This is a genomic window from Mesorhizobium sp. M0808, assembly GCF_040320025.1.
In the GTDB taxonomy this organism is placed as follows: Bacteria; Pseudomonadota; Alphaproteobacteria; order Rhizobiales; family Rhizobiaceae; genus Mesorhizobium.
In genome coordinates this window covers 113,869-138,387 of sequence record NZ_JAMYOX010000007.1, presented here as the reverse complement: position 1 = coordinate 138,387, position 24,519 = coordinate 113,869, and the positions used below count along the sequence as shown (strand labels likewise).

At 61.8% G+C, this 24,519-nt stretch carries 27 protein-coding genes and 1 tRNA gene; 10 read left to right on the top strand and 18 right to left on the bottom strand.

Annotated features, from left to right (window positions below; all coding sequences use genetic code 11):
- Nucleotides 1-12 precede the first annotated feature (12 nt).
- The 3 genes from NKI25_RS12145 to NKI25_RS12135 all read left to right on the top strand — a co-directional run bounded on the left by NKI25_RS12145 (nucleotide 13) and on the right by NKI25_RS12135 (nucleotide 1,768).
- Nucleotides 13-735: a heme-copper oxidase subunit III family protein gene (locus tag NKI25_RS12145; protein ID WP_023678903.1), complete on the top strand. Its 723-nt coding sequence runs from the start codon at nucleotides 13-15 to the stop codon at nucleotides 733-735.
- Nucleotides 736-745: 10 nt separating this feature from the next.
- Nucleotides 746-1,150, top strand: coding sequence for a cytochrome C oxidase subunit IV family protein (locus NKI25_RS12140; protein ID WP_352998517.1), 405 nt, complete (start codon nucleotides 746-748; stop codon nucleotides 1,148-1,150).
- A 144-nt stretch (nucleotides 1,151-1,294) separates the two neighbouring features.
- Nucleotides 1,295-1,768, top strand: a complete 474-nt coding sequence (locus NKI25_RS12135) for an aminoacyl-tRNA deacylase (RefSeq protein ID WP_352454470.1) — start codon at nucleotides 1,295-1,297, stop codon at nucleotides 1,766-1,768.
- Nucleotides 1,769-1,834: 66 nt separating this feature from the next.
- Here NKI25_RS12135 and NKI25_RS12130 read toward each other — a convergent pair whose 3' ends face one another.
- The 5 genes from NKI25_RS12130 to tig form a co-directional block, all read right to left on the bottom strand.
- A complete protein-coding gene (locus tag NKI25_RS12130) occupies nucleotides 1,835-2,647 on the bottom strand; it encodes a DUF2189 domain-containing protein (RefSeq protein WP_254818341.1) in 813 nt (270 codons plus the stop codon).
- 316 nt (nucleotides 2,648-2,963) lie between these two features.
- Nucleotides 2,964-3,896, bottom strand: a complete 933-nt coding sequence (locus NKI25_RS12125) for a heme o synthase (RefSeq protein WP_023678907.1) — start codon at nucleotides 3,894-3,896, stop codon at nucleotides 2,964-2,966.
- 146 nt (nucleotides 3,897-4,042) lie between these two features.
- Nucleotides 4,043-4,396, bottom strand: a complete 354-nt coding sequence (locus tag NKI25_RS12120) for a c-type cytochrome (protein WP_502894605.1) — start codon at nucleotides 4,394-4,396, stop codon at nucleotides 4,043-4,045.
- 212 nt (nucleotides 4,397-4,608) lie between these two features.
- Complete coding sequence (locus NKI25_RS12115; protein WP_023678909.1) at nucleotides 4,609-5,130, bottom strand: hypothetical protein; 522 nt, start codon at nucleotides 5,128-5,130, stop codon at nucleotides 4,609-4,611.
- Between the two features lie 160 nt (nucleotides 5,131-5,290).
- Nucleotides 5,291-6,766 (bottom strand): trigger factor, encoded by a 1,476-nt coding sequence (gene tig, locus NKI25_RS12110; RefSeq protein WP_023678910.1) that lies wholly within the window; start codon nucleotides 6,764-6,766, stop codon nucleotides 5,291-5,293.
- Nucleotides 6,767-7,109: 343 nt separating this feature from the next.
- Between tig and NKI25_RS12105 the strand changes: the two genes are divergently transcribed.
- Nucleotides 7,110-7,194, top strand: a tRNA-Leu gene (locus NKI25_RS12105).
- Nucleotides 7,195-7,285: 91 nt separating this feature from the next.
- Here the strand turns inward: NKI25_RS12105 and NKI25_RS12100 are convergent.
- Together NKI25_RS12100 and NKI25_RS12095 are read right to left on the bottom strand one after the other, a co-directional pair.
- Entirely contained in the window at nucleotides 7,286-7,870 is a 585-nt protein-coding gene (locus NKI25_RS12100; RefSeq protein WP_352587907.1) for a GDYXXLXY domain-containing protein, read from the bottom strand.
- Nucleotides 7,867-8,985: a DUF2157 domain-containing protein gene (locus NKI25_RS12095; protein WP_352568847.1), complete on the bottom strand. Its 1,119-nt coding sequence runs from the start codon at nucleotides 8,983-8,985 to the stop codon at nucleotides 7,867-7,869. The genes NKI25_RS12100 and NKI25_RS12095 overlap by 4 nt, the downstream gene beginning before the upstream one ends.
- Before the next feature lie 222 nt (nucleotides 8,986-9,207).
- On the opposite strand from NKI25_RS12095, the gene NKI25_RS12090 reads away from it, so the two are divergent.
- The 5 genes from NKI25_RS12090 (at nucleotide 9,208) to NKI25_RS12070 (ending at nucleotide 12,001) form a co-directional block, all read left to right on the top strand.
- Complete coding sequence (locus NKI25_RS12090) at nucleotides 9,208-9,348, top strand: DUF1127 domain-containing protein (protein WP_023678913.1); 141 nt, start codon at nucleotides 9,208-9,210, stop codon at nucleotides 9,346-9,348.
- Nucleotides 9,349-9,396: 48 nt separating this feature from the next.
- On the top strand, nucleotides 9,397-9,537 hold the full coding sequence (locus NKI25_RS12085; protein ID WP_023678914.1) for a DUF1127 domain-containing protein: 141 nt from the start codon (nucleotides 9,397-9,399) through the stop codon (nucleotides 9,535-9,537).
- Between the two features lie 374 nt (nucleotides 9,538-9,911).
- On the top strand, nucleotides 9,912-11,321 hold the full coding sequence (gene trmFO, locus NKI25_RS12080) for a methylenetetrahydrofolate--tRNA-(uracil(54)-C(5))-methyltransferase (FADH(2)-oxidizing) TrmFO (protein ID WP_352647786.1): 1,410 nt from the start codon (nucleotides 9,912-9,914) through the stop codon (nucleotides 11,319-11,321).
- Between the two features lie 70 nt (nucleotides 11,322-11,391).
- Nucleotides 11,392-11,682, top strand: coding sequence for a type II toxin-antitoxin system ParD family antitoxin (locus NKI25_RS12075; RefSeq protein ID WP_352454489.1), 291 nt, complete (start codon nucleotides 11,392-11,394; stop codon nucleotides 11,680-11,682).
- Nucleotides 11,666-12,001 (top strand): type II toxin-antitoxin system RelE/ParE family toxin, encoded by a 336-nt coding sequence (locus tag NKI25_RS12070; RefSeq protein WP_352998516.1) that lies wholly within the window; start codon nucleotides 11,666-11,668, stop codon nucleotides 11,999-12,001. Before NKI25_RS12075 ends, NKI25_RS12070 begins: the two co-directional genes overlap by 17 nt.
- Nucleotides 12,002-12,084: 83 nt before the next feature.
- Here NKI25_RS12070 and NKI25_RS12065 read toward each other — a convergent pair whose 3' ends face one another.
- From NKI25_RS12065 to yajC, 4 genes are read right to left on the bottom strand one after another with little or no spacing between them, the layout of a single operon-like run.
- A complete protein-coding gene (locus tag NKI25_RS12065; protein ID WP_502897365.1) occupies nucleotides 12,085-12,912 on the bottom strand; it encodes a phytoene/squalene synthase family protein in 828 nt (275 codons plus the stop codon).
- 25 nt (nucleotides 12,913-12,937) lie between these two features.
- The gene (locus NKI25_RS12060; RefSeq protein WP_352746044.1) at nucleotides 12,938-13,327 is read right to left on the bottom strand and encodes an Mth938-like domain-containing protein; all 390 of its coding nucleotides are present in this window, start codon (nucleotides 13,325-13,327) and stop codon (nucleotides 12,938-12,940) included.
- Between the two features lie 15 nt (nucleotides 13,328-13,342).
- The gene (gene secDF, locus NKI25_RS12055) at nucleotides 13,343-15,895 is read right to left on the bottom strand and encodes a protein translocase subunit SecDF (RefSeq protein ID WP_352577596.1); all 2,553 of its coding nucleotides are present in this window, start codon (nucleotides 15,893-15,895) and stop codon (nucleotides 13,343-13,345) included.
- A gap of 51 nt (nucleotides 15,896-15,946) precedes the next feature.
- A complete protein-coding gene (yajC, locus tag NKI25_RS12050) occupies nucleotides 15,947-16,288 on the bottom strand; it encodes a preprotein translocase subunit YajC (protein ID WP_352451381.1) in 342 nt (113 codons plus the stop codon).
- Nucleotides 16,289-16,580: 292 nt separating this feature from the next.
- On the opposite strand from yajC, the gene NKI25_RS12045 reads away from it, so the two are divergent.
- On the top strand, nucleotides 16,581-17,456 hold the full coding sequence (locus tag NKI25_RS12045) for an ATP-binding protein (protein WP_352998514.1): 876 nt from the start codon (nucleotides 16,581-16,583) through the stop codon (nucleotides 17,454-17,456).
- Between the two features lie 97 nt (nucleotides 17,457-17,553).
- Here the strand turns inward: NKI25_RS12045 and NKI25_RS12040 are convergent, their stop codons facing one another.
- From NKI25_RS12040 to NKI25_RS12010, 7 genes are all read right to left on the bottom strand, one after another.
- Nucleotides 17,554-19,086: a peptidoglycan DD-metalloendopeptidase family protein gene (locus NKI25_RS12040; protein ID WP_352622430.1), complete on the bottom strand. Its 1,533-nt coding sequence runs from the start codon at nucleotides 19,084-19,086 to the stop codon at nucleotides 17,554-17,556.
- 227 nt (nucleotides 19,087-19,313) lie between these two features.
- Nucleotides 19,314-19,979, bottom strand: coding sequence for a protein-L-isoaspartate(D-aspartate) O-methyltransferase (locus NKI25_RS12035; RefSeq protein WP_352500868.1), 666 nt, complete (start codon nucleotides 19,977-19,979; stop codon nucleotides 19,314-19,316).
- Nucleotides 19,976-20,734, bottom strand: coding sequence for a 5'/3'-nucleotidase SurE (surE, locus tag NKI25_RS12030; RefSeq protein WP_352827173.1), 759 nt, complete (start codon nucleotides 20,732-20,734; stop codon nucleotides 19,976-19,978). Before surE ends, NKI25_RS12035 begins: the two co-directional genes overlap by 4 nt.
- Before the next feature lie 244 nt (nucleotides 20,735-20,978).
- Entirely contained in the window at nucleotides 20,979-22,286 is a 1,308-nt protein-coding gene (gene serS / locus NKI25_RS12025; protein WP_352827175.1) for a serine--tRNA ligase, read from the bottom strand.
- Between the two features lie 413 nt (nucleotides 22,287-22,699).
- Nucleotides 22,700-23,563, bottom strand: a complete 864-nt coding sequence (tatC, locus tag NKI25_RS12020; protein WP_023678927.1) for a twin-arginine translocase subunit TatC — start codon at nucleotides 23,561-23,563, stop codon at nucleotides 22,700-22,702.
- Nucleotides 23,560-24,246: a Sec-independent protein translocase protein TatB gene (gene tatB, locus NKI25_RS12015; protein ID WP_352998513.1), complete on the bottom strand. Its 687-nt coding sequence runs from the start codon at nucleotides 24,244-24,246 to the stop codon at nucleotides 23,560-23,562. The genes tatC and tatB overlap by 4 nt, the downstream gene beginning before the upstream one ends.
- 28 nt (nucleotides 24,247-24,274) lie before the next feature.
- The gene (locus NKI25_RS12010; protein WP_352490594.1) at nucleotides 24,275-24,496 is read right to left on the bottom strand and encodes a twin-arginine translocase TatA/TatE family subunit; all 222 of its coding nucleotides are present in this window, start codon (nucleotides 24,494-24,496) and stop codon (nucleotides 24,275-24,277) included.
- Between the last annotated feature and the right edge of the window lie 23 nt (nucleotides 24,497-24,519).

The window sequence follows — 24,519 nt, the reverse complement described above, 5'->3', positions numbered from 1 at the left end:
AGGAACGGGCGGATGGCAGAGACGACACTGGCCCACATCGGCCGAACAGAGCCGCGGCCCGCAGGCTGGCAAGGCATCGCCGCCGACTGGTCCTCGGATCAGCGGGCGTTCAAAAACGTGTCCTGGGGCAAGGCCATGATGTGGATCTTCCTGCTCAGCGACACGTTCATCTTCGGCTGCTTCCTGCTCTCCTACATGACCGCGCGTATCTCAACACGCGTGCCGTGGCCCAATCCGAGCGAGGTCTTCGCCCTGCGCATCGGCGGCTCCGACATTCCACTGATCCTTATCGCCATCATGACCTTCGTGCTGATCTCGAGCAGCGGAACGATGGCCATGGCGGTCAATTTCGGCTACCGCCGCGACCGCCGCAAGACGGCAGTGCTGATGCTCTTGACCGCAGCACTCGGCGCGACCTTCGTCGGCATGCAGGCCTTCGAATGGACCAAGCTGATCACCGAGGGCGTGCGGCCTTGGGGCAATCCCTGGGGCGCTGCCCAGTTCGGCGCATCCTTTTTCATGATTACCGGCTTTCACGGCACACACGTGACGATCGGGGTGATCTTCCTGATCATCGTGGCGCGAAAGGTCTGGCGCGGGGATTACGATGTCGGACGGCCCGGCTTCTTCACCAGCCGGAGGGGCCGCTACGAGAACGTCGAAATCATGGGGCTTTACTGGCATTTCGTCGACCTGGTCTGGGTGTTCATTTTCGCATTTTTCTATCTTTGGTGAGAGGCAGGACATGGCTGAAGCAACCGCAAACGGCCTGGGACAGCATGCGCTGGACAGCGCCCGTACCCATGATGCGACGACGACCGGGTTTACCCCGGCGGAGGTTCATCAGGAGCACCCGATCAAGCTCTATCTGGTGGTCTGGGCGTGGTTGTTCATCCTCAGCACCTGCTCCTATCTGGTCGACTATTTCGGTCTCCACGGCTATCTCAGATGGTCGCTGATCCTGATCTTCATGGTCCTCAAGGCAGGGCTGATCGTCGCCATCTTCATGCACATGGCCTGGGAACGGCTGGCGCTGACATATGCAATTATCCTGCCGCCGGTGCTGGTGCTGGTGTTCGTGACGATGATGGTCTTCGAAGCGGACTACACGCTTCTCACCCGAATGGCGTTTTTCGGGGCCGGGCCCTGACATGCAATCCGGATCCAGGCGGTCCGGTCCTGGAGCCTTCGCCTTGAAACAATCCACGGCTGGTCCATTTCTGTTGGTATCGGAAACGACAGGCGATGCCGGCGTTTCCACATGCGTCGCGAACACCAGCAAGGGGCGCCCAAGATGACCATCGCAAACAGACTGAAGGACTTCATCGATAGGAAAGGAATTTCCTACGACACCGTCGAGCATCACCGCACGGCGACAAGCAGACAATCTGCCATTGCGGCACATGTGCCTGGCAGCATAATGGCCAAATCGGTGGTCGTTCACCACGACCGTGGCTACGCGCTCGCCGTGGTTCCAAGCACGCACAGGATAGAACTCGCGACATTGCAGGATGTCATGGACAAGCCTCTTGGACTTGCCTCCGAAGACGAGGTGGTCTCGTTGTTCGGCGATTGCGATGTCGGCGCTGTGCCGCCGATCGGCGCTGCCTATGATGTGCCAGTGGTCCTGGATGAAAGCCTCGGCGACGCTCCCGAAATCTATTTCGAGGGCGGTGACCATAGGACGCTGGTGCATGTGAGCGGCAAGGATTTCCGCGACCTGACAAAGGACGCGCGCCAGGCCCGTTTCAGCCACCCGGCCTATTGAAAGCTCTGCCTCACCCTGCCCGCACCGGCACTTTCACCGGTGCGCGCAGGGCAGGTTTTTTTCAGCTCACGGTCTGGTGGCCGGCGGCGATTCCACAACTTTCCGATAGACATGCCAGGTCGCATGACCAAGGATCGGCAGCACGACTGCCAACCCGGCGAACACTGGCAGCGAGCCGATGATCAAGGCGACGGCGACGATAAGGCCCCACACGGCCATCACGATCGGGTTGGCCAGGACAACGCGCACCGAGGTGTGGATGGCTTCGTAGGCGCCGACATCGCGGTCGAGCAACAACGGGAATGCGACGACCGTGGTGCACAACACAACCGCGGCGAACACGAAGCCGATGGCGTGACCCAGGATGATGAGCGTCCAGCCGCGTCCCGTGGCGAATATTTCACTGATGAAGCTGGACAGCGATTGCGGCGGCGCCGGGCCGAACAGGGTCTGGTAGAATATCTGGGCCGTCAAAAGCCAGGCGATAAAGATCGCAAGCAGCATGACGCCGACCGCTGCAATAGCCGGCAGTGCCGGAGAACTCCTGACTTCAAAGGCGTGCCTCCACGAGGCGTCGAGCCCGGCTTCCCGTCGCCGGCTGATCTCATAGAGGCCGATCGCCGCGAACGGACCAATCAGTGCAAAGCCGGATACAAGCGGAAACAGCAATGGCAGCGTGTTGTTACCTGATGTCCAGACAGCAAGCACGACTCCCGCAATCGGATAGATCAGGCAGAGAAAAACGATGTGCGACGGTTTGACCATGAAATCATCGACGCCACGCCTGAGCGCATCAAAAAGATCGGAGACACCGATTTTTCGAATTCTGGTGTGTTCCAGCGTCTCGCTGGCGCCTGCTATCACGTGAAAGCTTGCCATGACCATTCCTCCAGACCAGGTCCGGTAAGGTCGCGTTTTACGGTGCTGCCGTTCTGCATGATTGGCCCACGCAAACCGCGACCTGCACCATGATCAATATACTCTCATGCGGGGGACTTGTCGCGCTTTGTAGGAAGGCCCGGGAGTAGGAGCTCCCGGGTAGCCTGACTAGCTACGGACGCCGTTCTTCGATATGCTCTTCTAGTCGAAGGTGAAGGTCATGGACGGAAGGACAGTTCTCATACTCGGCCTTGGCGTCATTATTCTGCTGTTGCTGGGATTTTGTGCTCTGCCAACGTGATGTTTTGAGCCGGGGTCAATAGTCGGCTGAAGCGATCACTCGCATTACAATGGTGTCGGCAAGCAACGCCGCAAATATTGCGAAAAGATAGACAATCGAATACGCAAACAGTGCCTTTGCCGGCTTCATCTCCTTGTCGGCGACGAGAACCTTCCAGGCCTGCCAAATGAAACCTGCACCCAACGCGGCTGAAACAGTGCCGTAATATCCGCTCGCGAAGCCGAAGCCCCAAGGAAGCACGCCGATTGGCGCCAAGAGCAGCGAATAGGCGAAGATTTGTTTTCTGGTCGAGTGCTGGCCGGCCACATTCGGCATCATCGGGACCCCCGCCGCGGCATAGTCACCGACCTTGAAAAGGGCCAGCGCCCAGAAATGAGGCGGCGTCCAGAGGAAAATGATCAGAAACAGGATGAGACTTTCAATGCCGATTGCGCCGGTTGCAGCAGCCCACCCGATCACCGGAGGAAGGGCGCCTGCCGCGCCGCCTATGACGATATTCTGTGGCGTCGAGCGCTTCAGCCACATCGTGTAGATAACAACATAGAAAAAGATGGTGAACGCCAACAACGATGCGGCGAGCCACCCCACCAGCACGCCGAGCGTCATGACCGACAGTGCGGAAAGCACCAGACCGAAGCTGAGAGCTTCGCCAGGCGTGACGCGACCGGACGGAATTGGTCGCTTGGACGTGCGAGACATCAAGGCGTCTATGTCTGCGTCGTACCACATATTGAGCGCGCCGGCGGCTCCCGCTCCAACCGCGATTGCGCCGATGGCAATTACGGCGATAACTGGATTCATCACGCCGGGCGCCATCATCAGGCCGACGAAGGCAGTAAACACGGCAAGCGCCATGACGCGTGGCTTCAAAAGCGCAAAGAAATCACCCGCCGTCGCCTCCGAGAGGCGGATGCCGGTATCCTTGAGACGGCTTTCTTCAGTCGACATTCAGACGACCACCGATGGGAATGGCAGCCTAGCCGGCCAATGTCTTTTTTGCAACGAGCCGCCCTCCCACCGACACTGCCGGCAGATTGCGGCCGAGGCTATGCCTCGACCTGTTTGCTATGCCAAGATCCGGCGGAAGAGCCGGGCTATTTGGAGAATTGCTTCAGATAAGCAATGACGTTGGCGATGTCCTCGTCTTTCTTGAGGCCGACAAACGCCATCTTGGTTCCTTTGACCATCGCCTTGGGATCGCGAAGGTAGGTCGTCAGCGTGGCTTCGTCCCATTTAACGCCGGATTTTCCGGCCTCGGTCATAGCCTTGGAATAGCTGAACCCTGGATGCGTGCCGGCCGTTCGGCCGATGACGCCGTTCAAGGACGGACCGATCTTGTTCTGATCCTTGTCCGCGATATGGCAGACCTTGCATTTGGCGAAGACCTTCTCACCCGCCGCGGCATCCTGTGCCCGCGAGGGGCCGGCAATGACGGTGGCGACGGACATGATGATGAAAAACACAATGGCACGCATGGCATTTCCTCCCTGATCGCCAATTTGCCCTGGCTGACCTGCACAGGCCGACATTTAGTCCGCTGGCATGCGCTCTTGAATGGCAGAACGGATATCCAATGCCTGGGGTTGCGGCACCTACATACCACAGAACCCGGCCGGCAGGTAGAGTTCGGCCATGCAAAGGTTTAATGCGGACAATCTGCTCAAGGCAATTTGGTGTTGCAGCTGGCGGCGATCCGGCCGATCGCCTCTTCAACTCCGGTGAGGTCAAACTCGGCTTTGCCGCGCCCCGACAGCAGCCCGAACCGCCAGGACAGCAGCAGCCGGTCCGCGGAAATCAGTCGCCTGATGCCGTCGGCACCGTCGCGGACCAGCATTCTGCTGCGCGGGCCGACCGACCAGCTTTCGTTGAGCTTGCCGGATTGGCCGACAGTCACCGACATGGCGATGGTTCGGCTGGCGGAAACGGTGTCGCTCAGTTGCAGCCATTCGCTCCAACGCGGTTCGCCGGCTGTCCGGCAGGCGATCGTCAAAACCGGGCTGTAGCTCAATGCGCCGCCACCGGTGATGAGCTTGTTGGTCGCGTAAAGCGAGGCGGTGACAAGGCCATCGCTGCTCTTGTCGAACCGCCAGTTGTCGAGAACCGTATCAGCCTGGGCAATGCCGCAGACCGACGCAAGCAGGAACGCCGCCGCCACGCTTCCGATACCGAAGAACTGTCTCAACGATGCCTCCAACAACCGCTGCGGTCAGCAACCCAGCGCAGATAATCATCAAAGCTTCATATCGCTACCTCGACCGCCAGATGCGTGAAATCCGTTGCGTCTGCGCCACAACGAAAAAGGCCGCCTCGAGAAGGCGGCCTTTCGGAATTCAGCAGGGACGTTATTCAGCGTCCTTGGCGGCCTTCTTCTTCGGCGCGGCCTTTTTCTTCGGCTCTTCAGCGTCGTCGTCGGCCTTCTTGGTGTCCGCTTTTTTCGCAGCCGCCTTCTTCGCCGGCTTGGCCTTGGTTGTCTCCGTATCCTCGTCGTCGGCCAGCAGCTCTTCCTTGCTGACCTTGACATCGGTGACCGAAATCTGGCCGAGCAGATGGTCAACCACCTTCTCTTCGAACATCGGCGCGCGCAACGTGTTCAGCGCTTCGGGATTATTGCGATAGAATTCGAAGGCTTCCTGCTGCTGGTTGGCCGGATAGCGACGCACCTGCTCGAACAGGCCGCGCTGCAATTCCTCGTCCGTCACGGTGACGCCGGCCTTCTCGCCGATTTCGGCGAGAACCAGGCCGAGACGCACGCGGCGCTCGGCAAGCCGCATGTATTCGGCACGCGCTTCTTCTTCCGTCGTCTCTTCGTCGGCAAAGGTGCGCCCAGCAGCTTCGAGGTCGCGGTTGACCTGGTTCCAGATGTTGTTGAACTCGGCCTCGACGAGCTTGGACGGCGCCTCGAACGAGTAAGCAGCGTCGAGCTGGTCGAGCAACTGCCGCTTGACTTTCTGGCGCGTTATCGAGCCGAACTGGTTCTCGATCTGACCGCGCACCACCTCGCGCAGGCGCTCCAGCGATTCAAGGCCGAGATTTTTGGCCATCTCGTCGTTGATCTCAAGCGCACCGGGCTTCGACACTTCCTTGATCGTCACGTCAAAAGTGGCTTCCTTGCCGGCCAGATGCGCCGCCTGGTAGTTTTCCGGGAAGGTAACCGTGACCTGCTTCTCGTCGCCGGCCTTGCTGCCGACCAGCTGGTCCTCGAAGCCGGGGATGAATTCCTTCGAGCCGAGCACCAGCGGCTGATCGGTGCCGGCGCCGCCGCCGAAGGCTTCGCCGTCGATCTTGCCGACATAATCGATGGTCACGCGATCGCCCTCGGCGGCCTTGCCGGTCTTCGGCTCGTAAGTGCGGGCGGATTCAGCGACACGCTTGACCTGCTCGTCGATCTCTTCATCCGGCACGTCGAACACCTGGCGCGTCACCTTGATGTCGGAGAAATCCTTGATCTCGATCGGCGGAATGACCTCATAGTTCAGGCGGAACTCGAAATCGGCACCGCCTGCCAGGATCTTCTCGGCTTCCTTCTCGTCCTCGGTCATGATCACTTCAGGCTGCATGGCGGCCTTTTCGCCGCGCCCGGTGATGATCGAACGGGTCGAATCATTGAGAATCTCGTTGACCACTTCGGCCATGAATGATTTGCCGTAGACCTTGCGCAGATGCTGCACCGGCACCTTGCCGGGGCGGAAGCCGTTGATGCGGACCTTGTTCCTGGCGTCGGAGAGCCGCGCCATCAGCTTGGCTTCCATGTCACCGGCCGGCACGGTGATCTTGATCTCGCGCTTGAGACCGGAGTTGAGCGTTTCGGTGACCTGCATCATAAAACCTTTGTTTCCACCAATGAGGCCGTCAAACGGCCCCTGCCGTTTACAGCCTGCCGGTATGATCTTGCCGGGAATGGCTTTTGGTGCGGGACTTGGCGATCTGTCCGCTCAACGCGGCACAAATCCTCCAGAAATACGCTCCAAAATGTGAATAAGTCTTTGTTTTTCCTACTTCTTATCACATTCTGCAGAAGCGGATCGTCGCGTCCCGTCACATTCGACACGCCTTTTGTCACAGGCGCGGCCGATTTTCAACCATCTTTGCATTCCGGCCAAGGATGCCGATGTGGGCTCTGACATTGACAGAATGATGGCTACATGGGATTGGCCGGGCAATGCGGATGTGGCGGAATTGGTAGACGCCCTGGATTTAGGTTCCAGTGCCGAAAGGCGTGGGGGTTCGAGTCCCTTCATCCGCACCATCCTTCGCTCTTCGAGCTTCGGGTGGCAGGCCACTCGAAGCTCCTCCAAAGCCTTGGCGAAGGAGGATCATTGCCAAGGCCGTAGCGCGATCTAGTAAAGCGGCTCCTCGAACAGTGTCTTGTCGCCGTCCACCAGCGCCTTGATCTGCGCGGTGCCGTTGGCCGCAATCGCCACCCGGATGCCGAACGGCCGCACCCGCATGTCGTTCTGGATCGCCATCCCCTCGCCTTCCGGCAGATAGAAGCGCTCGATGCCGTAATCCGGCGCGATCGTCGTTGCTCCCTGGCTGATATTCCAGCCCTCGGAGACGTGTCCGACGATATCGGCTTCATCGGATGCTGCCGGCGCCGGCGCTTGCCCGAACCAAGCCGCGGTCGGCCCCCAATAGCCGTCGGCGCCCTGCTTCAGCCTGACCACGATCGACGTTTCCTCGCTGGAAAGCTTGCCGGCCGGAATGTTGCCGATCAGCTTCACCGGTATGCGCGAAATATCGTAGCCGAGCAGAATGTAGTCACCGCGCAAGAGATCGCGCGGATCGATCGGCTCGACCCTGAGCAGGACCTGCTTGCCATCGCGCAGGATCGCCGCGCGTCCGGCGATGATCCAGCTCAGAAAGCCGATCTGGACGAGCGCCAGGACCAGCGCCGAGATGATCAGTCTTTTGCCGGTCATCATGCCGCCGCTCCTGTCATGTTCGAGGCGTTCATGCGCTTTTCTATGCGGATGATAATGAAAGCAAGAACGGCGAGAAGCACCGCCGCCGCAAGGAAGAAGCCTGCCGTGTCGAGCATTGATTGCAGCATCACCACATAGATGATGGCGAGTTCGAAGGCGAAGCCCGCATAGGCAACCCAGCGCAGTCCCCGGCTCTCGCGGCCGCCCAGCACGATCGCCGCGACGATGCCGGCCAGCGCAACAGCCGAGGCAATGGCGAAGCCGCTATTGTAGCTGCTTTCATCCGCCAGTTCGAATTGGATCATCGCCAGGCCGGTGAGAAAGCCGATCAGCGCGTGCAAGGGCAACCTGCCGCCGAGTTGCAAAACCCTCTCGACCGGCCCGGCAGCAAAGATCGCAGCGGTAAAAAGCAGCACCGATGCGGCAACGAGCGGGATGGCGACTTGCAGCGTGTCGTATTCCATGGCCAACAGCACGAGGTAGAAAAGGACCGACAGGATGATCAGGTGGCGCGCCGCCTGGCTGCGCGTCCAGAACGAAACGGCGAACAGAATTAGCGCCATGACCACGAAGAGATGCGGAAATTCCGTGCGCCGGAAGTAGTCGAACCCTCTCAGGAACAGCCAGGCATCGGCGATGCCGACAGCAGCGACGGTCAGCGGGTTTGAGCGCAGCGCCACCGCCGCCAGCGCCGTGCCGGCGCCCCAGGTGATCAAGGCCGAGGCCTCGTCGCCCGACAAATGATACATCTGGCCGATCAGCGCGATCGAACCGCCGAATGCCGCCGCCGCGACGATCCACAGTGCTTCGCCGATCGCCGCATGGTCGCGCATCTTCAGCACCGCGCCGCCGACATAGCCGGCAAGGATAACGGCAAAAAGTGCCGCGACCCGCACCAGCCGCGGGATGACTTCCCAGTTGGCGGCGATAAAGATCAGGATAGCCGCGCCGAACAGCAGCGCCGCCATCATCGCCAGGATCGAGCCGAAACTCAGCGATTTGCGTTCGTTTGCCTCGACGTCGCGCGTCAGCGCATCGGCTGTCGGCGCGTCGATCAGGCCAGCCTGCTGCCATCGCGCGATATCCGACCTGACCCGTGACGAATAGCTCGCCATGCCCCTCCCCCTTTGCTTGGTCCTTTTAGCTCGTCCGGCCAAGCGTTTGACCTAACGGCATTTTCCGATCTGGGCGGAAAACCGGACGCGCGTTAATGCTGCATTGCACAATTTGCATTGCTGCCATGCACCAATAGCGCTTTTAAATCGATATAACCTCACCTATTTTCACGGTGCACACAAAGACGGAATGATCCGAAAGAAAGACGAAACGAGACTACCATGAACCTGATCCGCAACTATCGCAACTGGCGCCGCTATAGGGACACCGTGTCCGAGCTGAACCGCCTGAGCACCCGTGAACTGACCGACCTCGGCATCAGCCGCAGCGACATTCACTACGTCGCCCGCAAGGCGGTCTAATCCTTCGGGCCGCAAATGGTCCGAACCAGTTTTGAAAAGAGAACGACAATGAACCTGATCCGCAACTATCGTAACTGGCGCGTCTACCGCGAGACGGTTACCGAGCTGGGTCGCCTGTCGAATCGCCAGCTCAACGATCTCGGCATCGTCCGCGACGAGATCAAGATGGTCGCTCGCAGGGCGATCTAACCACAAGAATTTCGCCAGGGTCGACCTCCTCCCCGACCCTGACGGATACGGTCAGCCTTCACCTCCTCCCGAGGGTTGACCACAAAAACGGCGCCCGCCGGACCTCCTCCCTCGGCGGGCGCTGTTTCCAGGTTGTTTCTAAAAAGGGTTTCGCGCCCTTTCAAATGGCGAAAAGAATTTCGTCAAAGCCGACCTCCTCCCCGGCGATGACGAATACGGTCGATCTTCACCTCCTCCCGAGGATCGACCAACAAAACGACACCCGCCGGACCTCCTCCCCCGGCGGGTGTTGTTGTTTTGGGGCGGCTTCCCCCGTCAGCCATTCTCCCGCGTGGCAATTGCAATCCTTGCGCCAAGCGACTATTTCGGCGCTCATGGACAAGAACCCCATTCACGTTATCGGCGGCGGACTTGCCGGCTCCGAAGCCGCCTGGCAGGCGGCCGAAGCCGGCGTTCCCGTTGTCCTGCATGAAATGCGTCCCGTCCGCGGCACCGATGCGCACAAGACCGACGGGCTGGCCGAGCTCGTCTGTTCCAATTCCTTCCGCTCCGACGATGCGCAAACCAATGCCGTCGGCCTGCTGCACGCCGAAATGCGGCTGGCTGGTTCGCTGATCATGAGCGCCGGCGATGCTCACCAGGTGCCGGCCGGCGGTGCGCTGGCCGTCGACCGCGACGGGTTTTCCGAAGCGGTGACCAGAAAGCTCGAAGCCCACCCGCTCATCACCATTCGGCGCGAGGAAATGCCGGGCCTGCCGCCGGCGGATTGGGACCAGGCGATCGTTGCCACCGGCCCGCTGACCGCGCCTTCGCTCGCCCAATCGATTGCGGAAGCAACCGGCGCCGACGCACTCGCCTTCTTCGATGCCATCGCGCCGATCGTCCATTTCGACACGATCGACATGGATATCTGCTGGTTCCAGTCGCGCTACGACAAGGTCGGCCCCGGCGGCACCGGCAAGGATTACATCAACTGCCCGATGGACAAGGAGCAGTACCTTGCCTTCGTGCAGGCGCTGGTCGACGGCCAGAAAACCGAATTCAAGCAATGGGAAGGCACGCCCTATTTCGACGGCTGCCTGCCGATCGAGGTGATGGCCGAGCGCGGCGTCGAGACATTGCGCTACGGGCCGATGAAGCCGATGGGACTGACCAATGCGCATAATCCGTCTGTAAAGGCGTATGCCGTCGTCCAGCTCCGCCAGGACAATGCGCTGGGTACGCTCTACAATATGGTCGGCTTCCAGACCAAGCTGAAGCACGCCGAGCAGGTGCGCATATTCCGCACCATCCCCGGGCTGGAAAACGCCGAATTTGCCCGCCTAGGCGGCCTGCACCGCAACACCTACATCAATTCGCCGACGCTGCTCGACGCGTCGCTGCAGTTGAAGTCGCGACCCGGCCTGCGCTTTGCCGGCCAGATCACCGGCTGCGAGGGCTACGTCGAGAGCGCCGCCATCGGTCTGCTTGCCGGGCGCTTTGCCGCCGCCGAAAGGCTTGGCCACGCGCCGTCGCTGCCGCCCTTGACCACCGCTTTCGGCGCCTTGCTCAACCACATCACCGGCGGCCATATTGTCTCCGACGACGAGCCGGGAAAGCGCTCCTTCCAGCCGATGAACGTCAATTTCGGTCTGTTCCCGCCCGTGGACGCGCCAAAGATCGAGGGCAAGCGGCTGCGCGGCAAGGACAAGACGGTTGCCAAGCGGCATGCGGTGACATCGCGCGCGCTCGCCGACTGCCGCGAATGGCTGGGGCTGCCTTTTCGGGCGGAAGCGGCGGAGTAGCTCCCTGCTTGCGGATTGCGCGGCGCAGAAGTAGGATAACATCCTACTTTGTATCGCGAGGCCAAATTCTATGGAATCCGCTGAGAAACTGTCAATCACCGTAACGCCCGCCATGGCGCGTATGATCCGCGAAAAGGTTGAAGACGGCTCCTTCGGTTCGGCCAGCGAAGTCATCCGCGCAGCGCTTCGCGCCTTCCAGCGCGAGGAGGAAGAACATGCCGAGCGCATGGCCTCGATCAGGGCCCGTGTAAAGGCGTCGATCGAGGATACGAGGCCTGGCTATACCGGAGAAGAGGTGCGCGATCATCTCCGAGGACTGTTTGCTCGGTATTCAGGCCGCGCTGATGATTCAGCGGCTTGAGGTCGACTACCGTGAAACCGCCAGAAACGATTTGGCTGACATTTTCAAGCACATCATCGAGGCCGGCGGAAATCCGGACATAGCGCTGAAATTCGTGCTTCGAATCGAAGATCGCTGCCGAAGCATCGGCAATGCACCGCGTGGCGGCCGGCCGCGCGATGACATTGCACCAGGGTTGCGAACGGTGCCGTTCGAGCACTCGGCTATTATCGCCTATGTTGTCAGCGACGATCTTGTTCGCATCGTCAACATCTTCTACGGCGGTCGCGATTATGAGACGCTGATGCGCGATGGCGGATCGAGTAATCCATCGCGATGAAAAACTACTCGGCCGGGGCGATGCTCGCCGCCTGCAGTCCAGGCTTGGCGGCCTCCCCGGACTTCCTCATTGGTCATCAGCCTCTATGCGACCGGCCAGCCTCGCGTCGCTCGCCGGAACAAGAGCCAATGCCGGCGCAAGGCCGAAAGCCGCACCGCGCCATCAAGCGGTGAATGGCGGGAGCCCTCCATCTTGCCGAGATACGCGCCCGTCAGAGCCAGCGGTAGAAAGGCCGGGCGTAGCGAAACCGGCAGAGCGGACGCCCCCTGCTCGAAAGCGGAAAGATGCTCGCGTGCCAGCGCGATCATCGCGGCAACGGCGCGTTCCGCGCCCGGCCCGCCGTCGCCTGTAACGAACTCTTGCGGCGATGATCCCGCCGCGGCCAAAATATCGGCCGGGACAAAGCACTGTCCCCGCTTACGATGCAGCGGCAGCAGAAGCAGCAGACCGGTCATCGCCTGCGCACAACCTGCCCTGCCGGCAAGTTCGGCAAAGCGCGGTGCTTCGACCGGATCGAGCACCATCGCCGCAAGCTGGATGAGCGCGGCGGCAGTCTCGCCGCAATAGCCTTCGAGATCGGTGCGCGACGGCATCGGGTCGTCATAGAGATCGAAGACGCGCGCTTCGAGCATATTGTCGAAAGCGGCCTTGGGCAGGCGGTGAGTGGAAATCGTCGCCTTCAGCGCGTCCGCCACGGGATGGCCAATCTCAGCCTCATCCTCTTCGCCGGCGATGACGTCGCGCCACCATTGCAGCCGGACCTCGCCCGGCAGCGCTTCGCGGATGCGATCGCGTATGCCGGCAATTTCGGCGTTGAAGGCATAGAGCGAAAACAGCGCGTCCCGCTTGTCTTCGGGCGCGTAGAGCGCGGTCAGATAGCGGTCATGATCGGCGGCGCGCACCGTCTCCATGACGACTTTGGCGTTTTCGGCCACGTCAGTCGACGGCGATGAGTGCTGCGGCCACGGCGCGGTTTTCCGCCAGCAGCACATTGTAGGTCCGCACAGCCGCCCCGGTCGACATGGGATCGGCGGAAATGCCGGCGTCCTTCAGCGCGGCACGCAGCGCGGCCGGCAACGGCCTCAGATCCTTGCCGCTGCCGACCAGCAAGATCTCGACCTTGGCGGCCTCGTTGAACAGCTTGGTGAAATCCGCTGCCGTCAGCGCCAACGGATCGGCCGGCTCCCAGCCATAGATGCCAGAAGGCAGGCACAGCAGCGAGCCGCGATGCGACATGTCGGCAAAGCGGAAACCGCCATTGCCGTAAGCCTCGATCGGTGCGCGGCCGGGGAAATGCGCCTCGCGGATGACGATGCCCTTGGCCACTTTTGAGGCAAGCCGTCAGGTGGCTATGGCTTTGCCGCCGCCCACCGGCTTTTCCTCGTCCGACGCTGTGGCCTGCGGCCGCAGCTTGAACAGGATAAGCAGTGGCGCGGCGATAAAGATCGACGAATAGGTGCCGAACACGACGCCGAACAGCATAGCCATGGTGAACGAGCGGATCACCTCGCCGCCGAACAGCACCAGCGCCAGCAGCGCCAGGATCGTCGTCACCGAGGTCAGCGTCGTCCTCGACAGCGTCTCGTTGATGGCGTTGTTCAGCAATTGCGGCAGCGGCATTCGCTTATATTTTCGCAGATCCTCGCGAACACGGTCATAGACGACGATCGTGTCGTTGAGCGAATAACCGATGATAGTGAGGATCGCCGCCAGCGACGACTGGTTGAATTCGAGGCCGGTGATGACGAAGAAGCCGATCGTCATGACCACGTCGTGAACGGTCGCAACGATGGCGCCGACCGCGAACTGCCATTCGAAGCGGAACCAGACGTAGATCAGGATGCCGAGCAGCGCGACCAGCATGGCGATGGTGCCTTGCTTGGCAAGCTCGCCCGAGACCGTCGGCCCGACCACTTCGACGCGGCGGAAATCATACTGGTCCTGCAATTCGCCGCGCACCTTGTCGATGACCGTCTGCTCGGCGTTCTCGCCGCCCTCCTGCGTACCGACGCGGATCAGCACGTCGTTCGGCTCGCCGAACTGCTGAACCTGCACCTCGCCGATATTGAGTTCCGTCAGCCTGCCGCGGATGTCGGCCAGATCGGCATTGCCGGCCTTGGACTGCACCTCGATCAGTGAGCCGCCCTTGAAATCGATGCCGTAATTGATGTCGATGGTCATGAAGCCGATGACCGACAGCACCGAAAGCACGCTGGACAGTGTGAACGTCCAGCGGCGGATGCCCATGAACGGAATTTTCGTTCCCGGCGGAATGAACGTCACTGGCGCCCGCGGCAACTCCTTCGGACGGGCGCGGCGAAGCCAGATCGACACCAGCAGGCGGGTGAAGGTGAAGGCGGTGAAGACCGTGGTCAGAATGCCGATGGCATAGGTGACGGCAAAGCCCTTCACCGGCCCGGTTCCGAGCCAGAACAGCACCACGGTTGCGATCAGCGAGGTCACGTTGGAATCGACGATGGTCGCCAGCGCCTTGCTGAAACCGGTATCGATCGCCTGAATGACCGAGCGGCCGGCACGTCGCTCCTCGCGGATGCGTTCATAGATGAGGACGTTCGAATCGACCGCCATGCCGATGGTCAGCACGATACCGGCGATACCAGGTAGGGTCAGCGTCGCTCCAAGCAGCGACAGCAGCCCGACGATCATCGCAACATGCACCGCCAGCGCGATGTTGGCGAGGAAGCCGAGGAAACCGTAGGCGACGAACATGAACGCCACCACCAGGATTGACCCGATGATACCCGCGACCTTGCCGGCATGGATGGAATCCTGGCCGAGACCAGGCCCCACGGTGCGCTCCTCGATCACAGTCAGCGTCGCCGGCAAAGCACCGGCACGCAGCAGCACGGCGAGGTCGTTGGCGCTCTCGGCAGTAAAATTGCCCGAGATTTGGCCGCTGCCGCCAAGGATCGGTTCGCGGATCTGCGGCGCCGAAATCACCTGATTGTCGAGGATGATGGCGAACAGCTTGCCGACATTCTGCGATGTCGCCTGGCCGAACCGCGTCGCTCCCCTGGAATTGAAGGTGAACGAAACCACCGGCTCGTTGGTCTGGGAATTATAGGTCGCACTCGCTTTGTCGAGGTCTTCACCCGAGACGATGACGCGGTTCTCGATCAGATAGGGAACGGGCGGATCGTCCTGCGAATAGAGCACCGAGGACCCCGCCGGCGGGCGGCCCTTGAGCGCATCCTGCACCGGCATCGACTGGTCGACCATCTGGAAGGTCAGCTTGGCGGTCTGGCCGAGGATCTCCTTCAGCCGCTGCGGATCCTGCAGGCCCGGCACCTGGACCAGAACGCGATCGTCGCCCTGCCTTTGCACGATCGGCTCGGTGGTGCCGAGCTCGTTGACGCGGCGACCGACGACCTCGATCGACTGCGTCAGCGCCGCCGAGGTGCGGTATTTGATGCCGGCCTCGGTGACGGTGAACTTGAGCAGGCCGGGCTGGGATTCATCCAGTGTCATCTCCCGGATGGAGCCGCCGCTGAACAGGCCAGCTTGCACCGGATCGGTTAATGTCTTCAACGCATTCTTGGCGGCATCGACCTGATTGGCATCGGTGATGCGGACCTGAACGCTGCGGCCCGATCCGGAAAGGCCGGTATAGCCGACCTTGGCATTGCGCAGCAGCGTTCGAATTTCGTCGCGCGTCGTCTCCAGCTGGTCCTTGATCAGATCGTTCGGATCCATCCTGAGCAGGATGTGCGAGCCGCCCTGCAGGTCGAGGCCGAGCGTCATCTGCCGCTTCGGCACCCAGTCGGGCAACTTGGCCAGCGTGCTGGCGGAAAAAAGGTTGGGCGCAGCGAGGACCACTGTGGCGGCCACGGCCAGCCAGATCAGGATCATCTTGAAGCGCGAAAAATAAAGCATATGGCGTCGTCCGTCAGGGCGTACTGGCGGATCGTTCCGCCGACAATTCGGTTATTTCTTGGCGTTCTGGTTCGCCACCGGCTCGCCCTTGACGCGCACGTCGGCGATCGTCGAGCGCAGCGCCGTCACCTTGGTACCGCCGCCAAGGTCTATCTCGAGCTCGTTATCGTCGATCACCTTGGTCACCTTGCCGACCAAGCCTCCACCGGTGACAACGGTGTCGCCGCGGCGAACCGCCGCCAGCATCTCGCCGCGCTTCTTCAGCTGTGTACGCTGCGGCCGGATGATCAGAAAATACATGATCACGAAAATCAGAGCAAACGGCACGATCTGGATAAACATTGCGGACGAGTCCCCGCCGATGCCTTGGGCGTATGCCGGTGTCACGAACATCGAGGTACTCCTGAATTTTAAAAACAGCCGCCAAACCGTTCTGGGAATTTGACGGCCCCGCCAAATTTGGCCGGAATATAGTCGGTAACGTTGCCAATGCAACTGCGCCGCCGGGCAAATCGGCTGCTTTTCCGGCTTGGTGAGCCGTGTTAGAGGGTGATCCCGAAAAGCGACGCTCGGTTTCCGCAAAAGATCATGCCCGAACAAATGCTTGGGACGAGTTTCGAAACCGCTGAAATCAGGTAGGTTGGCCTGCCGCACCATCCCAAATGCGAAACAAAAAAGACAAGAGATGACCGACAGTACCATCGATATCCTGAGCCAGAAGCTCGACCGCCTGATCGAGGCGGTCGCCCGCCTCGCCCCAACACCGGTGCCGCAAACCGACCTCGGCGAGGCCGATTGCTTCGTCTGGCAGGCCGATCCCGGCTATCTGGAGCCGGTGCGCAAGGTCAACCGCGTCGACATCGGCCTGATCCGCGGCGTCGACCGCGTCCGCGACATATTGGTCGACAACACCGAGCGCTTCGCCTCAGGCTATGCTGCCAACAACGTGCTGTTGTGGGGCGCGCGCGGCATGGGCAAATCGTCGCTGGTCAAGGCGGTGCACGCCGCGGTCAACGCTTCGGCCAACCTCGACCTGCCGCTCAAGCTTATCGAGATCCATCGCGAAGACATCGACACGCTGCCGAAGCTGATGGGACTGCTGAAGGCGGCACCCTTCCGCTTCATCCTGTTTTGCGACGACCTGTCATTCGACCATGACGACACGTCCTATAAATCGCTGAAGGCAGCTCTTGAAGGCGGCGTCGAGGGCCGCCCGGCCAACGTCATCTTCTACGCCACCTCGAACCGGCGGCATCTGTTGCCGCGCGACATGATCGACAATGAGCGCTCGACGGCGATCAATCCGTCCGAAGCGGTCGAGGAAAAGGTTTCGCTGTCGGACCGTTTCGGCCTGTGGCTTGGCTTCCACAAATGTTCGCAGGACGAATATCTCGACATGATCGACGGCTATGTCCGCCATCACAATCTCGCCATCGATCCCGAGACGCTGCGCGCCGAGGCGCTGGAATGGGCGACGACGCGCGGCAGCCGTTCGGGCCGCGTCGCCTGGCAGTTCACCCAGGATCTGGCAGGCCGGCTCGGCAAATCGCTTAAGGATTAGCCGCTCAAGGACTAACAGCAGAAGAAGCCCGCACCTTGCGGAGCGGACTTCCTCGGCGGGCTGAAGGTCAGGTGGCCCGCAAATCGCTTTTCGTCGTCTATTCGAGATAGGTCGAAGGATCGACCGGCGCCGAGTTCTTGCGCACTTCGAAATGCAGTTTCGGCGAGTCGGTGGTGCCGCTCATGCCGGACAGGGCGATTTCCTGACCGCGCTTTACCTTCTGGCCGCGCTGCACCTCGATCGAGCTGGTGTGGCCGTAGACGGTGACCAGACCGTTTTCGTGACGCACCAGCACCGTGTTGCCGAATTCCTTGAGGCCGTCACCGGCATAGATGACGACGCCGTTTTCAGCTGCCTTGACCGGCGTCCCCTCGGGCACGGCAATGTCGACGCCGTCCTTGCCGCCGCCGAAGCTTGAGATCACGCGGCCGCGCACCGGCCAGCGCATCTTGCCGATGCCGGTTGCGTCCGGCGCCACCGCATCGTCGTCCTCGGCCTGCTGGATGACTTTCGCGTCCTTCTTTGGCGGCGTGTAGGAGGCGAGCGTCTGCGTCGGCGTGGCCTTGGCAGGCGGCTGGGTGGTGGCCGTCGTCACCGGATCGACCTTTGCCGGCTTCGCACTGGCGACGACAGCGGTTCCGCCTGCCGGCACTTTCAGGGTCTGGCCGATCTTGAGCAGTCCATCTTGCATGCCGTTCGCCTGCTTCAACGCGACGACGCCGACGCCGGTCTTTCTGGCGATGGCCGACAGCGTATCGCCTTGCTGAACCGTGTAGGTGCCGCCGGCACCGGCCGGCTTGGCCGTCGCCGAAGCCACTTTGGGCGCGGTCTTTCCATCCTCCGGCTGGCTCGCGGCAGCCGAGGCGTCCACCTGCGCGGCAGACTTGCCTTCCCTGAGCTTCGGCTGCTGCGGCAGCACGGCCACCTTCTCCGGCGCGTCGGCCGGCTGGTCGTGCCTAGTGCCGTTCGCGGGCTTGGCGTCGGCGACTTTCGGCGTGGCGCCGTTGCTCGAATACGCATAGGCCGGGATGACGAGCTTCTGGCCGGTCTTCAGCCCCTTGGTCGCGCTCAGCCCGTTGACTTTCATGATGGCATCGGCCGGCACGCCGTAGCGCCGAGACAGGCCGGAAATGGTCTCGCCGTCCTTGACGACGATCTCGGTTGCATGCGGTGCGCCGGCGGCCGTCGCCATGCGCGGCGCGTCGGGCTCGGCGTTCTTGAACGGCCTTGCCGCCGGAGCGACGGTGCCGGTTGCCGTCCTGTCGACACGAGGAGCGGCAGGCGCCATCGCCGGCGCGGCAGCGGTACGCATCGGGCGGGCGGCGGGTGCCAGGGCGGGAGCCGGCGGTGGCAACTGCTGCGCCGTAACCGGTTCGAGGCTTGAGCGGCTGACCGACTGGGTGTGGCTGCCGTCGACCGGCGCGGCAGCAACATCGCCCGGATAGGGCTGGGCAGCATCCTGCTTGTCGATGATGGCGCGCTGGTTGTTGGTCGAGGCGGTGAACACGTCATCGACGCTGTTGAACCGCGCCACCTGGGAACTACACCCCGTCGCAGCGCCTGCGATCATGAGGACGGCGCAGCCACGCGCCAGATTGCGTCCGTTTGCCTTCAAAACACTGAATTGCATCGCACTAACCCGCACAGACCCGGTACAACTGAGTGTGATTAAAGCGCGTTAATGTTACCGGTCGGTTAAACCTGTAGAATCAGACGCAAATTTTCTTAAAATATTCGAGGAAGGCTCTCAACTTCGTCGTCCTAGGGCGGAGCAGGAGCGAAGCTCCGTCGCGGAGACCCTGGGATGACGAAACGACAGGCTTCGGCTGATCCCCAAGCGGCGCGATGTACCCGGAATCAGATGACCGCGGCGACACCGTGCAGGATCGGCTGCAGGCGCACCAGGCCGATATCCTCGCGTTCGAAGCGGCTGCCGACCTTGGTCAGCTTGGCCAGCACCTGCTCGCCTTCGTCGGGTCCGATCGGCGCGATGACGATGCCGCCGCTCGACAATTGGTCGAGGAGAAAGCGCGGCAGGCTGTCGAAGGCCGCCCAGGCGACGATGCGGTCGAACGGCGCTTCGTTGGCCAGCCCGTTTGAACCGTCCGCCTGGCGCACGATGACATTGCCGATGGCGAGCGCCTCGAGCCGCTGCCGGGCCTGTTCGGCCAGCGTCTTGTAACGGTCGATGGTGACGATCCGCGCGGCAAGCCGCGACATCACCGCCGCCGTGTAGCCGGACCCGGTGCCGATCTCGAGCACCCGGTTGCCCGGCTCGATGGCAAGTGCCGCGATCACCGCCGCCTGCAGGTCGGCGCCTTCGATGGCCTCGCCGCATTCGATCGGCAGCATACGGTCCGACCAGGCTATCGAGTGGAAATGCGGAGACAGAAAGCCGCGCCGCGGCGTCGCCTCGAAGGCGGCGATCAGCGCCTTCGGCACCGTCCCCCTGCCGCGCAGGCGAAGCAGGAAGGCAGCGAAACCTTCGCGCTCGTCGACCGTTGCAGCGTGGTTCAAGTTCATGCGAGCGCCTTGGCCAGTTGATCGCGGATTTCATGCGCGGTGAGATCGAGCTGCAGCGGCGTCACCGACACCAGCCGATTGCGCAAGGCATGGAGGTCGGTGCCTTGCTTGCCCTCGACTGGCTCGCGGCCGAAGCGCAGCCAGTAGTAAGGCAGGCCGCGCCCGTCGCGCCGCTCGTCGACCCACAGGCTGTGGACCAGCTTGCCCTGCGAAGTGACTACAGTTCCGGCGATCTCTTCCGGCGCACAGTTCGGAAAATTGACGTTGAGCAGCACGCCGTCCGGCAACGGCATGGCGACGAGCTTTTCGAGCAGGGCCGGCGCCAGCGCTTCGGTGGTCTCGTAGGGAACGACGCGGTCCTCGCCGACATAGGAATAGGCCTGGCTGATGGCGATTGATCGCACGCCGAGCAGCGCACCTTCCATGGCGCCGGCGACCGTGCCCGAATAGGTGACGTCGTCGGCGATGTTGGCGCCGGAATTGACGCCGGACAGGATCAGGTCAGGCGCTTCGGGCAGGATCTTCTTCACGCCCATGATGATACAGTCGGTCGGCGTTCCGCGCACCGCAAAGTGCTTTTCGCCGATTTTCCTGAGCCGCAGCGGCTCCGAGATCGACAGCGAATGCGCATAGCCGGACTGATCCTGTTCCGGTGCCACCACCCAGACGTCGTCCGACAGCGTGCGCGCGATGCGTTCGAGTGATGCAAGGCCCTCGGCATGGATGCCGTCGTCGTTGGTCAGGAGGATGCGCATGAGACCGCCTTTGCAGAATTGGATTGACGGCAGCGCTCTACGATACCCCCCTCTGTCCTGCCCTCTTTTCCACCACTTGGCATCTCCCCCTCAAGGGGGGAGATCGGCAATACCGTAGCCGCCGCCTTCCTTGCTACGCCAACAGTTGGCGAAAGCTGTGATGACGGCGCAATCTCCCCCCTTGAGGGGGAGATGTCCGGCAGGACAGAGGGGGGCGCGAAGGAACGCGGGGCCGACAAGCTTGTCACCTCGATGATTCGATCTTTGCGAGACCGCCCATGTAAGGACGAAGCGCTTCAGGAATGGTTACGCTGCCGTCCTCATTCTGGTAATTTTCGATGACTGCGATAAGAGCGCGGCCGACGGCGGTGCCCGAACCGTTCAGCGTGTGGACGAAGCGATTGCCCTTGCCGTCCTTGTCCTTGTAGCGGGCGTCCATGCGCCGCGCCTGGAAATCGCCGCACACCGAGCACGACGAGATCTCGCGATAGGCATTCTGGCCGGGCAGCCAGACCTCGATATCGTAGGTCTTGCGCGCGCCAAAGCCCATGTCGCCAGTGCACAGGGTCATGGTGCGGAACGGCAGGCCGAGCCGCTTCAGCACCTCCTCGGCGCATTCGGTCATGCGCTCATGCTCGGCAACCGAAGTCTCCTGGTCGGTGATCGACACCAGCTCGACCTTGTAGAACTGGTGCTGGCGCAGCATGCCGCGCGTGTCGCGCCCGGCCGAGCCCGCCTCGGAGCGGAAGCACGGCGTCAGCGCGGTATAGCGAAGCGGCAGTTTTTCATGCGGTGTGATCTCGTCGCGAACGAGATTGGTGAGCGGGACTTCGGCGGTTGGTATTAGGCCGAGCCTGCCGTCCCCATGCCGAACGAAGAATGAATCCTCCTCGAATTTCGGCAGTTGCCCGGTCCCGAAAAGCACCTCGTCGCGCACCATCAACGGCGGCTGGATCTCCACATAGCCGTGCTCGGTGGTGTGCAGATCCAGCATGAACTGGCCGAGCGCGCGTTCCATCCGCGCCAGGCCGCTTTTGAGCACGGTGAAGCGCGAGCCGGAAAGCCGTGCTGCCCGCTCGAAATCCATCATGCCGAGCGCTTCGCCGATCTCGAAATGCTCCTTCACCCAGTTCGGCCGCGTCGCCACCTCGCCGACGACGCGCTTGACGACGTTGTCGTGCTCGTCCTTGCCGACCGGCACGTCGTCGAACGGCACGTTTGGCAGCACCGCCAATGCATCGTTCAGCGCCTTGTCGAGCTCGCGCTCGCGCGCCTCGCCATTCTGGATGAACGCCTTGATCTCGCCGACCTCGGCCTTCAGCCGTTCGGCAAGGGTGGCATCGCCCGAGCGCATGGCATTGCCGATCTCCCTCGATGCGGCGTTGCGGCGTTCCTGCCTGGTCTGCAGCTCGGTCAGATGCTCGCGCCGCGCCTCGTCCCGCGCGATCAAATCATCGACCGTGGACTGCGCATCCTCAGCCGACCACGAGCGCTTCTGGAGCGCTTCGACAAGGACTGTCGGGTTGTCGCGAATCCATTTGATGTCAAGCATGGTCTGTTCGTCCTTGAGTAGGCCAGAGGGGGTAAACCGCATCGATGCAAGGCGTCAAGGCAGAGTTCCTTCGCGCCCCCCTCTGTCCTGCCGGACATCTCCCCCACGGGTGGGGAGATCGGCCGTCACTGCTGCTTTCGCCAATCTCCGGCGCTGAAAAAGCAAGCCATCGGCGAAGTTGCCAATCTCCCCCCAAGTGGGGGAGATGTCCGGCAGGACAGAGGGGGGCGCTGTCCCGCCGACCTCAGGCGGCAACACCGGAACTTCAAAGGAAGAAACAAAAAAACCCGCCTGAGTGGGCGGGTTTTTGGAGCCAATTGGCACCATACCCAAATTAGTAGCATAGCTGCCGGCACAAAGCAAGAACAAAGTTGCTATGGCCGGCAAAAAGATGCTGCCCGCCTCAACCGAACCTACGTCGAAGACGCGTCCGCCGGCTTTTCGGCCACCTCTTCGGTGGCGTCCTGCTTTTCGCGGGCCACACGGTCGCGCTCCTTGCTGCGCTCGATCAGCCGGGCCGACCAGATCGAGACCTCGTAGAGCAGGATCGTCGGAATGGCGAGGCCGATCTGGCTCATCGGGTCGGGCGGCGTCAGCACCGCCGCCACGACGAAAGCGATGACGATCGCCCATTTGCGCTTCTCGGCCAGCGCCGTGGACGACAGCATGCCGACCCGCGTCATCAGGCTTGTCACCACCGGCAGCTGGAACACCAGGCCGAAGGAGAAGATCAGCGTCATGATCAGGCTGAGATATTCGGACACTTTCGGCAGCAGCGAAATCTGCACCTGGTCGTTGGTGCCGGTCTGCTGCATGGCGAGGAAGAACCACATCACCATCGGCGTGAAGAAGAAATAGACCAGCGATGCGCCCATCAGGAACAGGATCGGCGAGGCGATCAGGAACGGCAGGAAGGCGTTGCGCTCGTTTTTGTAGAGGCCGGGCGCGATGAATTTGTAGATCTGCGTGGCGATCAGCGGAAAGGCGATGACCATGCCGCCGAACATGGCGAGCTTGACCTGGGTAAAGAAGAACTCCTGTGGCGCCGTATAGATCAGCTCGACCTTGTGCGGGTCGAGCCCGGCCCATTGGGTCGCCCATCTGAACGGAATGACCAGAAGGTTGAACAGCCGCTTGGCGAAAAAGAAGCAGACCAGGAAGGCAACAAAAAAACCGCCGATCGACCAGATCAGCCGCCGGCGCAACTCGATCAGGTGCTCCATCAGCGGAGCCGACGATTTTTCTATCTCGTCCTTTTCCTTGTCCGAAACGCTCACTTGGCGGCTCCCGCCGTTTTCCTGGCGGCCGGCTTCTTCGTTGCTGACGGCGGCTTCTTCGCTGCTGACAACTGCGCCTTTTGCTCAGCTTTTGCGGCAGCCTTTGGCGCAGCAGTCTTTGCCGGCTTGGCCGGGACGGCGGCCGCGGCTTTCGCGGGCGCTGGCTTCATCTTTGCCGCAGGTGCTTTTTTCGGCACGGCCGCTGCAGCCGTTTGCGCCTGCACTGCCGGCGCTACGACGGACTCGTCCGTCATCGCCGGAAAGATCGGCGTGGCCGGCGTCGGCTCCGGCGGGCTGACGCCCGGCATCGTCGTTGCGCCGTTCTTAAGCGGCTCGGCCGCCTGCTCCGTCGAAGCGGCGGCATCGACGGCCGGCTTGGGTTTCATCACTGCGTCGACGCCGGAACGGACGTCGGCGGCGGCCTGCTCGAATGGATTGAGCTGCTTCCTGATCTCGGCTGCCGGATTGAGGCTTCTCAGCGAATCGACCGACTTCTTGACGTCGTCGAGCTCGGCTTCCTTCAACGCATCGTTGAACTGCCGCTGGAAATCGGACGCCATGGCGCGCAGCTTCGCCGTTGTGCGGCCGAAGGTGCGCAGCATGTTGGGCAAATCCTTGGGCCCGACGACCACGATCATGACGATCGCGATCACCAGCATCTCGGTCCAGCCGACTTCGAACATGGCTATACGTTCCGACTAAAGTTTGGGCTCAGCTTTTGCTGGCCTTTTCCTTCGGTACCGAAACGGTTTCGTCGGCACGGTGTTCAACGGTACGCTTGTCCTCGGCAGTCTCGTCGTCCGCCATGCCCTTCTTGAAGCTCTTGATGCCCTTGGCCATGTCGCCCATCAGCTCGGGGATCTTGCCGCGGCCGAACACCAGCAGCACGATCACCAGAACGATCATCCAGTGCCAAATCGAAAATGAACCCATAGCAAATCTCTCTCGAACGGTTT